The sequence below is a fragment of the Aeromonas sp. R7-4 genome (assembly GCF_040908055.1).
GTDB lineage: Bacteria > Pseudomonadota > Gammaproteobacteria > Enterobacterales > Aeromonadaceae > Aeromonas > Aeromonas sanarellii.
Window position 1 is genome coordinate 1 of sequence record NZ_JBFODA010000023.1, and the last position, 11,512, is coordinate 11,512.

Consider the following 11,512-nt stretch of genomic DNA (forward strand, 5'->3'; position numbering starts at 1 on the left):
TGCATATTCCGGCTGATCATGAACACCGATTCCGGTTCAACGTGAACACCATTTCCGGACCAATGTGAACGCTCATTCCGGTTCAACCTGAACACTTTGCCCCTCCTTTCCGGAAACAGTGTTCAACATCCCGGAATCACTGTTCACACTCACCGGAATCATCCTTAACGCATTGATTTAAAAACCTTTGATACGCTCTCCCTTTTGCCAGGGAAGAGCCTATGTCTGCCAAGAGGATTGCAATGCGTAAAATTCGTGAAGTGCTGCGACTGCGGCTGGAGGCTGACCTCTCTGTTCGCCAGATAAGTTGCTGCACCAAGGTCAGCGTTGGCTCCATCCAGAAACTCCTCAAAAGTGCCCATTCGCTCGGCCTGACCTGGCCCTTGCCCACCGAGCTTGATGATGCCCGACTGGCTGCCCTGTTCTATCCGCAGGCCGATACCACCATCTCGGCCCGCCATGTCGTGCCTGATTGGCCCTCTGTCCATCAGGAGCTCAAGCGCAAGGGGGTCTCCAAACAACTGCTCTGGGAGGAGTACACCCAGCGCTATCCCAATAGCTGTTACAGCTACTCCCAGTTCTGCGACCGTTACAAGTCCTGGTGTCAGTTGCAAAAGCGCTCCATGCGCCAGATCCACAAGGCGGGAGAAAAGCTCTTTATCGACTACTGCGGGCCCACGGTGCCCATCGTCTCGCCCTCCACGGGTGAGGTCCGTCAGGCCCAGATCTTTGTCGCCGTGCTTGGTGCGTCCAACTACACCTTTGCCGAAGCCACCTGGTCACAGTCACTGCCGGACTGGCTGCAAAGCCATGCCCGTGCCTTTGAGTTTTTCGGCGGGACCCCGGCACTGCTGATCCCCGACAACCTCAAGAGCGGTGTCAGCAAGGCTTGCCGATACGATCCCGAGCTCAACCCCAGCTACCAGCAGTTGGCCGAGCACTATCAGGTGGCGGTGATACCAGCTCGCCCTTACAAGCCCAAGGACAAAGCCAAGGCTGAGGTGGGAGTGCAGATCGTCGAGCGCTGGATCCTAGCCCGCCTGCGCCATCAGACCTTCTTCTCGCTTGCCGAGCTCAACCAGTGCATCCGGGCCTTGCTGAACGAACTCAACGAGCGCCCGTTCAAGCAACTGCCCGGTAACCGGCGCGAGGCGTTTGAGCAGTTGGACCGCCCGGCACTGGGACCACTGCCGGTGCATCCCTATCGCTATGTCGCTATCAAAACGGTCAAGGTCAACATCGACTATCACGTCAGTTATGAGCAGCACCATTACTCGGTGCCACACCAGTATGTGGGCCAGCAACTGGAGCTCCATGCTGGCGACACCCTGCTTCAGGTCTATCACCAGCAACAGTTGGTCGCGAGCCATCCGCGTAAAACTATCCCGGGGATGAGCACGCTCCCGGAACACATGCCGGAACGCCACAGCAAGCAGCAACGCTGGACGCCAGGCCGTCTCAAGCAGTGGGCTGCTGATATCGGACCGGGCACCTTGTGCTGGGTTAGCGAACGGCTGGAAGAGAAAGCCCATGCCGAGCAGGCATACCGACTCTGCCTGGGGCTACTGAGTCTGAGCCGGGAGTATCCGCCATCACGGGTCGAGGCCTGTTGCCAGTTGGCTAATCGGGAAGGACTAGTGCGACTCAAGCAGCTCAAGTCGGTGCTGACAAGCGGCCGCGACCAACTGCCCGCAAGCCCGCTGAGCTATCCAGAGTTACCGCAAGAGCACGAGAACATCCGTGGCCCCCAGAGCTTCCACTGAAGAGGATACGCCCCATGACCCAACAAACCCTGACCCTCCTGAGAAGCCTGAAGCTGACCGGCATGGCGGATGCCGTGCAACAACAACTGGAACAGGCGAGTACCTACGAAGGGCTGCCCTTCATCGAGCGGCTAAGCCTGCTGGTCGAACACGAACAACTGAGCCGGGAGCAGCGTAAACAAGCTCGGCTGGTCAAGCAGGCAAGGCTCAAACTCCAGGCCACGGTGCAGGAGCTGGACTACCAGTCAGCACGCAACCTGGAGCGGTCACAGGTAGCAAACCTGGCCCAAGGAGAGTGGCTACGCCGAGGCCAGAACCTGCTCATCACCGGCCCCTGTGGCTGTGGAAAAACCTACCTGGCTTGTGCGCTGGGCTACCAAGCCTGTCAGCAAGGACATAGCACTCGTTACTACCGGCTGCCACGTCTGCTGCTTGAACTGAGCCAGGCCAAGGTAGATGGCAGTTACGCCAGACTGCTGGGTCAACTGGCAAGGATAGAGCTGCTGATCCTCGATGACTGGGGACTGGAAGCGGTGAATGCCGAGCAGCGCAACGCCCTGCTGGAGATCATGGATGATCGGTATGGAAAATACTCGACGGTAGTGGTCAGTCAACTACCAACGGAAGAGTGGTACGCGAGCTTGGGGGACAACACCCTGGCAGATGCGATCCTGGACCGGCTGATGCACAACGCTCACCGGCTGTCACTGAAGGGAGAATCGATGAGAAAGAGGAGAAGTGAGTTGACCCAATCTGAACAGTCGAGTTAGAAACGAGATGACATGAGCGCGTTAAGGATCAGGGTGTTCACGTTGGCCGGAATGGCTGTTCAACTTCGCCGGAATACGCAGCTGGCACACGACAGAAAATATGATGCCCACTATGGCATGGCCGCATGAAAAACAGGTTTGGCAATGTAAGGGCTGATTGACAGTCCTATGACCAAAAATTGGTAAGGAAGCACCGATTGCACAGGCAATCATGAAGTGATGGCGAGACAGGTCAGACCGTGGCTGGTAAAACCCGAGGGAAACAAAGTACTTCCAAGTACGTGGCGTTGATAGCGGAACCAGCCAGCGAATTCCATCAGGGATAGAGGCAGTAGCCTCGATCAAAATCCGGATCTATGGCTGCAATCTCCACCTGACTCACTTTCATGGATTGAGGGCTTGGCAAACCGGGGGCGACCATCTATGTTTCCCAAATCAACCATCAAGCCACAACTGCCCTAGCCCCAAGTGAACGTTACACTCGGGGCTTTCTGACTGGCAGACCAAGCCTGTTCAGTTTGTTTATCGCACTCACTTACGCCATCACTTCCCCTACCTGACCGTTGTATGTTCGTAGACTGATTTTGCCCATCATTAACTGCTTGAACCGATACATCGCCGTCTCTGCCAGCGAGCGACGGTGATACCCCGATATCTTCTTCCAGTGCGCCAGCCCTTCCTTGCGCATCACCAGCACGGCCTGGATGCCCCTTTTTCCATAGCCCAGCGTTCTTGCGGGGCGGGATACAGGCTGTCGCACTTTTGCGCGAGATAAGCTGATGGCTGGCTTTGCTGTCATTGGCGCCATCCGCATAAACATGTCCCAGCTTACGCCGCATCATGGCAAACTATACAGGTTATTTAACCATGATTAAATAACTAATATTCTCAATGGCGGACAGGGGAAGCTAAAACACGGTAATTATGACACCGGAATAATTCCGGTGTCCAAAAGACTTTGCGTTATGCATAATCTGAACATTGCACCACATGTGACCCGTTACAGCTATTAAATTATTTCCATAAATATCCTTGGCCAAATATAACGGATTGATTTTTAGCATAAACCAAATGGTCTATTGTCTCAATTCCCTCGACAATCATCTTATCTCTAATACCTCCAATTATGCCATATAGATTGGCGTTATTCTCATAACTATCCCAAAAACTATACTTATCTAGTTTCACCCCATATATAACTTTGTTATTAATTAGTTCTTCAGCAGAGGTGAACTCATCCTCGCTCACATCATCGAGCCAAACATTAATACCTTTCGAGAGTAATTTACTAGAGCGCTCCCATAAAATTCTATCGCGAAAAAAAATCCCAGAGTTACATTCAACTTCAAAGTTTATCTTGAACTTATGAAAAAAAGGATATAATTCATATATTATTTTTTCGTCATAGATAAATTCAATAGGGACATTTACAAACATTGACGAGAAATAATTTTCATCTTGCTCGTTAAGCTTTTGAAATCTTTCCATTTGACGCTGCAAAAGCTGTAGAAGTTCATCTGTAGTTAAAAATTTAAAAAATATCTCATTATTTAAAGTCACATCCTTAGCCCTAGAGAGCACCTCAAACGCCAGTACCTCTCCAGTAGGAATGTTTATTATCGGCTCTAGTTTTATCGTAAACTCACTAGTTCTAATGGTGTAAGGAAGTTGCAGTCGTTCAGTTTTGATGTGCATGATTAGCTCCAGATATGATTTCTGAAAACCCAGATAATGATGCGACAAATATATATCCTTGACCAGATATAGTTTTAATGCAAGCACATGATTTATCGACTTTTCTAAAAAGCTGCCTTAAATTAGAAATAGCTACAACAACACTATTCTCACAAACTACTGATTCGGTCCAAGCGTATTCTAGCAATTCCTCTTTTGATATAACTTCATTCTCATGCTCAATAAAGTATCGAAGAATTGATGCTTCTCGCCGGCCCAACTTCATTACCCTAGGCGTGTTTTTTGCATCATAGTAATATACATGACCATAAGTTACATTAATGGTCATTTTTTTTGAGTAATGTTCTATTTGGAGAGTGTTTGTATTTTTATTTTTAAACATCTTGACGTTCCTTATACTACTTAACTCCAATGTTTCACTAAAATCCTTTATACGAACAGTCATTTTACACCGCCATTAGAACATGCTAGGAATATGAAATCATGAATATCAGAAATTAATTTTTTAATTCAACAAAATCATTCGATTTATTTTTTTATAAAAATTATCTATTGATGGCTAATCCTTCATCTATAGCGCAATGCAACCCCATATATTGAAACATGAGGATATCTTATGCTCAGAATTATTAAAGGTGAATAGCAGCACCTCCTATCGCTTTACATCACCACCGAGGATAAAGCAAAAAAACAATAAGATTCCTATTCAACCAGACTCTATGGTCATTATAATTTTCAAATATTTTAACTACAGTCCGGAAGACAATTTCAGTGAATGTACAATTCATAACATCATCTTATGATTCAACTTGACAACGTCACTTCCATTACTATAGATAGCCCTATGTGTTTTAAAGTGAAGTCCAACTTCTCAACATCAAATAAACTAACCTCATCGAACGCTTGATTTTAAATCTAACAACACTATCTGATACGTATGTAGTGACCTGTATTACACTAGTAAATGATGTTGCCATGGATGCCATTTGAATATTCACATCGCTCTTTTACGAAAAAGTGCAAAAGGATATAAAAAATTAATTTCAATATGGCGAGCTCGTTTTTCAACTAGGGAGGGTGCGAATAAGTACCCTCCGCAACGAAAATGAAACTTTTAGTCAATTAAATTCAATCACTTACATAGGCGTTTTTTTGCGTTTGGTGACTTATTCGCACCTTCCATAGCTAAAATTATAAACTGATTTAATTGTTAGATTTTCATTTTATCTAAGGAAGGTGCGAATAAGTCATATGGCACGAGAGCATTTACTGGTAACCCATTGATATTAAATGACTAAAATTTTCATTTTTTGTTCTTGGGATACTTGTTCGCACTTTCCCTAAGTCCTCCGCAAAACCTCATGTTTCAAAGTTAGCACAAGCTTTAAGTAATTTGATATGAAAGTATCACTTCCTCATCAACTAAAAGATCACTGAAATCAGTAGGATACGAAAACCTAGAAAATAATTATTTAATAATTTTTTATTTCATAGTTATGTTTTAATTATTGTTTTTAAGCATGGCTAAATGCGCATTCCGTGTTTCACTCCCTTTAATTATGTTGTCTTATTGTAAGGATTTTGGCGTCACTCAATTTGTCCGGAAAGCTTGGTGGCAGCCCAAGCAGCTTTCCTGCACGTGGGCGAATGATTGGATCACCGCCTTGCCGTCGCTGCTCGCAGCAGCCAGCTTCATGGCCAGCGCCGCCTCGTGAGTCTGCGCGTCAAAGTTTCTGAACTTGGTCGCATCAGCGCCGAGGTAAGCAAGGATGCGCATTTTTTCAGTAAGCGGTGGCTCGGGGTGTGCAGCAACTTTTGGGGCGAGCTGAACGACCTGAACCCATTCCTCCTGCGAAATCGCACCGGTAATAGCCTGCATGTTGCGCCCGAGTTCCTGCATGATCTTGCGTAGCGCCAGTGGCTCAACCTGGGTAGCGTCACCAGCCCAAGCTGGCAACTGAAAACCCCATAGAAGCAGGCAGGCCGTAACGGTCAGGGTGATAGTTCCAAATGCGTGGCTGTGTTTGCGGTGGGTCATGAAATTCTCCTGTAATTCAATCATTCTCTCATTCGAACTCCCGCCCTTCGCCAGCTTCCTCATGGGTTACACCGTCGCGGATGTGGTAGATGCGCTTGAAGGTCGGGATGATCTTTTCGTCATGGGTGACGACGATGATGGCGGTCTCGAACTTGCGGGCCATGTCGTTGAGGATGCGGATTACAGCCATGGCGCGCTCGGAATCCAGCGGCGCAGTGGGTTCATCGGCCAGGATCACTGGCGGGCGATTGACCAATCCGCGCGCGATGGCAACCCGTTGCTGCTCGCCACCGGAGAGTTGCGAGGGCATTGCGCGAGCTCGGTGTTGCACATCAAGCGCCGTGAGCAATTCCAGTGCCTTCGCGCGCGACTCTCCATTCGCGACGCCTGCAAGCATCGGCAACAGCGCCACGTTGTCGGTGACATCGAGAAACGGAATCAGGTACGGCGCCTGGAAAACGAAACCGATCTTGTCACGCCGTAAGGCGCGCAGGTCGCGGACTTTCCAGCCATCGGCGTAGATCACTTCATCGCCCAGCGTCATGCGACCGGCGGTCGGTTCGATCACCGCACCCAGACACTTGAGCAGCGTGCTCTTGCCGGACCCGGAAGGGCCGATCAGTCCCACCACTTCACCAGGTGCAACATGCATATTCACGTCTCTCAAGGCAAAGACAGCGGTGTCACCATCGCCATACCGCTTGCTTAAACTTTCGATGTGTATCCCTTTGCCACTCATCTCAACCTCCAATGGCTTCGGCCGGATCGACCTTGAGTGCCATGCGAATGGCGACGAGGCTAGCTAGAACGCAGATCACGAGCACGGCAAAAAAACCGGCGACAGAATCCATTGGCGTGAGCAGGACATATTTTGGAAAAGCCGGTGCTGAAAAGGTGGCTGTGATCTTGCCGACCACGAAGCCAATCACGCCCAGGGCGAGCGCCTGCTGCATGATCATCGCGGCGATGGTTCGGTTGCGTGTGCCGATGAGCTTCAACACCGCGATCTCACGGATTTTGTCCATCGTCAGCGAATAGATGATGAAGGCAACGATGGCCGCGCTAACGATGGCCAGAATCACAAGGAACATGCCGATCTGCTTGGCCGAGGTGGCGATCAGCTTGCCGACGAGGATGTCTTCCATCTGTGCCCGGGTGTAGACCGTCAAACGCTTCCAGCGCTGGATGGATTCGGCAACCTCATCCGGCGCATGACCAGGTTTCAGAGTGACCAGCACGGCATTGACGAACGCGTTGCTGCTCTGTGAAGCAATCACGGCATCCAGCAAACCTGGATCACCGGGTCGATTGAAGACCGGGTTGGCTTCGGTGCGACGCCGGCTTTGCCAGATGGCATCGTTGTCCTTGAGGAACTGGGCCTCCTGGGCATCTTTGAGCGGAATGAATACCATCGGGTCGCCGCTGGACGACACCATGCGCCGTGTCAGCCCCACGACGGTGTAATGATTGCGGCGAATGGCAAGACGATCTCCCAGTTTGAAGCCGGTGGCGATGTCGGCCACAGCCTCGTAGTGACCGCGCGTGATCTGGCGTCCAGCGACGAGATAAGGAGGCCATCCGGGTGTAGCCCCCAACGCACCGGGCGCGATGCCGACCACCATGGTGCGTACATCACTCTCGCCCTTGCGTACCTGCATGGTCAGGTAGGTCGCGTTCGCTGCCTGTGAGACTCCCGGCATGGCGAGAATGGCGCGATACACGTCATCGTTGAGGCTGGACGACTCCGCATAAGGACCCAGAGTATCCTTTTGCACCACCCAAAGGTCAGCGCCACTGTTGTCGAGCAACGCCTTGCCGTCGTCCACCATGCCTCGGTACACCCCAGCCATGACTAGGGTGACGCCGATCAGCAGACCCAGACCGATGCCGGTGAAGACGAATTTCCCCCAGGCATGGAGAATGTCGCGGCCGGCCAGGCTGATCATCGTGAAACTCCCGGGATATGCTCGACCACATGGATGCGGCTGCGCGCCGTCAGTGCCTTTTCGCTATAGGTCACAACCTGGTCCCCATTCTTGAGCCCTTCGCGCACCTGCACGTAACCATTGAGGTCGGAAGTGCCGAGCTTGACCGGGGAGAAATGCAGATCACCATCCACGATTTGCCAGACACCAACTTTATCGCCTTCACGCTGGACGGCAGCGTTGGGGATCAGTGGAGCGGCCGGGAGCGCCGGCAAGTCAACCGTGACTTCGGCCAGTTCACCCACCGGTGGCAAAGGTTCTGGTTTGTTATCGAATGTCACCTTGGCAAGCGTTTCCTCGGTTACCGCGTCGGCCTTGGGTTCCACCCGCAGCACGCGGCCTTTCAAGGTCTGGCCACCACGCGAACGCAGGACGATATGAGCCGGCAGCCCCCCAGCCAGCCCCGATGCGCTGATCTGGTCGAAGCGCACATTGATCCACAAACTCTTGGGGTCGATCACTTCCACCACGGCCTGGCCCGCGACGATGGTCGTGCCGGGATCGGCATCGCGCACGGCGACTACACCGTCGACCGGCGCGATCAGGCGCAGATTGCTCCGCTGCGCGACGAGTCCTTCGCGGTCGGAGCGTGCCCGGGCAATATCTTCCCGAGCGGCGGATAGGGCGGCATCGGCGATCTGTAGTTCCTGCCGCTTGGTGGTGACGATTTCCTCGCTGGTCGAGCGCACCGCAAACAATTGCTCATAGCGGCGCGCCTGGGTCTGCGCGTAGGCTTGCCGGGCTTCTGCCTCGCGCAAAGCCGCTTCCGCCCGCTTGAATACAGACTCCTGTGAGCGCACCCGATCATCAAGGTCGACCGGCTCCATCTCGCCGAGCACCTGTCCGGCCTTGACCTGGTCGCCTACATGCACCTCCAGGCGTTTGACGCGCCCGGCAAACGTCGGCCCGATCTTGTAGGTGTAGCGCGCCTCCACCGTGCCGATGCCGAACAGCGCCGGTGTGATAGCCCGTGATTCCACGCTTGCCACCGTCACAGCGACCGGGGCGAGCGGCCCTGATCGCAGACCGACATAAATAAAAAGCACCAGCAAAGGAATGATGACGGCAAGCAGCGCCAGGGTGCGGCCTTGCAAGGGTAACTTTTTCATTGCGCACTCCTTATGCCACGCCGATAAATTGCAAAGACGCGCGGCGCATCGCGGTGCATACGTCCCACATCACCCGCCAACAGCGATTGCATGACCAAGCCCTGGATCGTGCCAATGAACAGCGTTGCCGCCGCCTCGTTGTCAAGCGAGGGAGACAACTCGCCGCTGGCCTTGCCTTTCTCGATGAGACGATGCAAACGTTCGCCGTAGCGCTGAATCAAGGTTTGCACCATGCGCTTGGCCGGTGTCGATTCGGCACGCTGAAGCTCACCAAACATCATTCTTGGCACGCCTGGGTGCTCAGCTACGAATTCGATATGACTCATGAACATCGCCTCCATGGCTGCCAAGGGCGACTCGATTCCTTGTGCGGATCGATCGATTCTGGCTAATAGGCGCTCTGCTACCCACTCCATGACCGCCTGCCAAATGGCTTCCTTGTTCGGGAAGTGCCGAAACAGCGCACCCTGGGTCAAGTTCATGTGTTTAGCGATAGCCGCAGTGGTTATCTCGCTTGGGTTTTGTGAACCGGCAAGCGCCACGACGGACTCGACAGTTACGGCACGACGTTCATCGGCCGGCAGATGCTTTGGATGGGTGTCCACGAGCACTCCTTGTAAGATAGTAATTAATTACTATCTTACCACAAGAGGCAACTCAAACAAGGGAAGGTGCGAATAAGCGGGGAAATTCTTCTCGGCTGACTCAGTCATTTCATTTCTTCATGTTTGAGCCGTTTTTTCTCCCGTAAATGCCTTGAATCAGCCTATTTAGACCGTTTCTTCGCGGCGTTGTTTCCCAAATAAGCCAGCAAGCCATGATTTCCCCAGCTCTGGGTGACCGCTACACTCGAGGCTTTCTGACAGGTAGGCCCAGGGTATTCAGTTTGTTTATGGCACTGACATACGCCATGACTTCTCCCACCTGGCCATTGTAGTTACGCAGACTGATTTTCCCCGTCAGCAACTGCTTGAACCGATAGATCGCCGTCTCTGCCAGTGAGCGACGGTGATACCCCGATATCTTCTTCCAGTGCGCCAGCCCTTCCTTGCGTATCACCAGCACAGCGTCATTTCTTGGATGTCCTTTTTTCCATAACCCCGCGCTCTTGCGAGGTGGGATACAAGCTGTCGCCCCTTTGCGCGAGATAAGCTGATGGCTGGCTTTGCTGTCATAGGCGCCATCTGCATAAACTCGTCCCAGCTTGCGCCGCAGTGGATTGAGCAAGGTCGGCAACACCTCGGCATCATGGACATTTTCCAATGACACCTCCGCCGCCACGATATCGTGGGTTACCGAGTCTACCGCCAGGTGCAACTTGCGCCAGACTCGCCGCTTCTCAGCGCCGTGTTTTCTGACTTTCCACTCGCCTTCACCAAACACCTTCAGCCCGGTTGAGTCGATAACCAAGTCGGTAATGCATCCCTTTGGGGGCTGTCGATAGGCCACTGTCACCGTGCGTGCTCGCTTGCTGACACAGCTATAGTCCGGTGCGCACAACGGCACATTCATCAATTCGAACAGGGAGTCGAGTAGTCCCTGGGTTGCTCGCAAAGTGAGGTTGAAAATCCCCTTGAGCATCAGGAAGGTGGCGATGGTTTGGTCGGTGTAGAGCTGGCTACGGCCCCGCCGTCCATGATGGTCGTGGTGAAACCAGTTGCTCATGGCCTCGGCATCAACCCAGAAGGTGAGTGAACCACGATTAATCAAAGACTTGTTGTATTTAGGCCAGTTGGTGATGGGGTGAAGCGACGTGCCCATAATGCAGACTTGAAGAGGATGGTGGTGATCAGATCACCAAGTCCTCAGTTAGTTCCATTCAAGCTGTATCGATTTGGGCAACAACGCCTTTCTTCGCCATTTAAGGCGTTATTCCCAGTTTTTAGTGAGATCTCTCCCACTGACGTATCATTTGGTCCGCCCGAAACAGGTTGGCCAGCGTGAATAACATCGCCAGTTGGTTATCGTTTTTCAGCAACCCCTTGTATCTGGCTTTCACGAAGCCGAACTGTCGCTTGATGATGCGAAATGGGTGCTCCACCTTGGCCCGGATGCTGGCTTTCATGTATTCGATGTTGATGGCCGTTTTGTTCTTGCGTGGATGCTGTTTCAAGGTTCTTACCTTGCCGGGGCGCTCGGCGATCAGCCAGTC

Annotated in this window: 11 protein-coding genes and 1 pseudogene; 2 read left to right on the forward strand and 10 right to left on the reverse strand. The window is 52.2% G+C overall.

The genetic code is table 11. From position 1 onward, the window contains the following. Positions 1-221: 221 nt before the first annotated feature. Together istA and istB are read left to right on the forward strand one after the other, a co-directional pair. A complete protein-coding gene (istA, locus tag AB5Y72_RS04765) occupies positions 222-1,763 on the forward strand; it encodes an IS21-like element ISAs29 family transposase (protein WP_113069990.1) in 1,542 nt (513 codons plus the stop codon). A 14-nt stretch (positions 1,764-1,777) separates the two neighbouring features. After that, entirely contained in the window at positions 1,778-2,533 is a 756-nt protein-coding gene (gene istB, locus AB5Y72_RS04770) for an IS21-like element ISAs29 family helper ATPase IstB (RefSeq protein ID WP_113069991.1), read from the forward strand. Positions 2,534-3,068: 535 nt separating this feature from the next. On the opposite strand, the pseudogene AB5Y72_RS04775 reads toward istB, so the two are convergent. From AB5Y72_RS04775 to AB5Y72_RS04820, 10 genes and pseudogenes are all read right to left on the reverse strand, one after another. Further along, positions 3,069-3,372 (reverse strand): annotated as a pseudogene (locus tag AB5Y72_RS04775) (transposase); the annotation flags it as partial. 175 nt (positions 3,373-3,547) lie between these two features. Continuing rightward, positions 3,548-4,228: an EAL domain-containing protein gene (locus tag AB5Y72_RS04780; RefSeq protein ID WP_368198642.1), complete on the reverse strand. Its 681-nt coding sequence runs from the start codon at positions 4,226-4,228 to the stop codon at positions 3,548-3,550. Then, entirely contained in the window at positions 4,212-4,610 is a 399-nt protein-coding gene (locus tag AB5Y72_RS04785; protein WP_368198643.1) for a transcriptional regulator, read from the reverse strand. Before AB5Y72_RS04785 ends, AB5Y72_RS04780 begins: the two co-directional genes overlap by 17 nt. Positions 4,611-5,819: 1,209 nt before the next feature. Continuing rightward, positions 5,820-6,290, reverse strand: a complete 471-nt coding sequence (locus AB5Y72_RS04790) for a cytochrome c (protein WP_368198644.1) — start codon at positions 6,288-6,290, stop codon at positions 5,820-5,822. Positions 6,291-6,294: 4 nt separating this feature from the next. Next, positions 6,295-7,005, reverse strand: coding sequence for an ABC transporter ATP-binding protein (locus AB5Y72_RS04795; RefSeq protein ID WP_004393997.1), 711 nt, complete (start codon positions 7,003-7,005; stop codon positions 6,295-6,297). Position 7,006: 1 nt separating this feature from the next. After that, a complete protein-coding gene (locus tag AB5Y72_RS04800; RefSeq protein ID WP_004393995.1) occupies positions 7,007-8,212 on the reverse strand; it encodes an ABC transporter permease in 1,206 nt (401 codons plus the stop codon). Continuing rightward, the gene (locus AB5Y72_RS04805; RefSeq protein ID WP_023266980.1) at positions 8,209-9,360 is read right to left on the reverse strand and encodes an efflux RND transporter periplasmic adaptor subunit; all 1,152 of its coding nucleotides are present in this window, start codon (positions 9,358-9,360) and stop codon (positions 8,209-8,211) included. Before AB5Y72_RS04805 ends, AB5Y72_RS04800 begins: the two co-directional genes overlap by 4 nt. After that, positions 9,357-9,965 (reverse strand): TetR/AcrR family transcriptional regulator, encoded by a 609-nt coding sequence (locus AB5Y72_RS04810; RefSeq protein ID WP_004393990.1) that lies wholly within the window; start codon positions 9,963-9,965, stop codon positions 9,357-9,359. The genes AB5Y72_RS04805 and AB5Y72_RS04810 overlap by 4 nt, the downstream gene beginning before the upstream one ends. 238 nt (positions 9,966-10,203) lie before the next feature. Beyond that, entirely contained in the window at positions 10,204-11,121 is a 918-nt protein-coding gene (locus AB5Y72_RS04815; RefSeq protein WP_113978486.1) for an IS5 family transposase, read from the reverse strand. Between the two features lie 121 nt (positions 11,122-11,242). Further along, on the reverse strand, positions 11,243-11,512 hold a 270-nt coding region (locus tag AB5Y72_RS04820), incomplete at its 5' end, for a transposase (protein WP_129689428.1).

What these genes read in the sequence shown, in the direction of transcription:
- istA (WP_113069990.1), top strand. Translation starts at nt 222, where the DNA reads ATGTCTGCCAAGAGGATTGCAATGCGTAAAATTCGTGAAGTGCTGCGA.
- istB (WP_113069991.1), top strand. Translation starts at nt 1,778, where the DNA reads ATGACCCAACAAACCCTGACCCTCCTGAGAAGCCTGAAGCTGACCGGC.
- AB5Y72_RS04780 (WP_368198642.1), bottom strand. Translation starts at nt 4,228, where the DNA reads ATGCACATCAAAACTGAACGACTGCAACTTCCTTACACCATTAGAACT.
- AB5Y72_RS04785 (WP_368198643.1), bottom strand. Translation starts at nt 4,610, where the DNA reads ATGTTTAAAAATAAAAATACAAACACTCTCCAAATAGAACATTACTCA.
- AB5Y72_RS04790 (WP_368198644.1), bottom strand. Translation starts at nt 6,290, where the DNA reads ATGATTGAATTACAGGAGAATTTCATGACCCACCGCAAACACAGCCAC.
- AB5Y72_RS04795 (WP_004393997.1), bottom strand. Translation starts at nt 7,005, where the DNA reads ATGAGTGGCAAAGGGATACACATCGAAAGTTTAAGCAAGCGGTATGGC.
- AB5Y72_RS04800 (WP_004393995.1), bottom strand. Translation starts at nt 8,212, where the DNA reads ATGATCAGCCTGGCCGGCCGCGACATTCTCCATGCCTGGGGGAAATTC.
- AB5Y72_RS04805 (WP_023266980.1), bottom strand. Translation starts at nt 9,360, where the DNA reads ATGAAAAAGTTACCCTTGCAAGGCCGCACCCTGGCGCTGCTTGCCGTC.
- AB5Y72_RS04815 (WP_113978486.1), bottom strand. Translation starts at nt 11,121, where the DNA reads ATGGGCACGTCGCTTCACCCCATCACCAACTGGCCTAAATACAACAAG.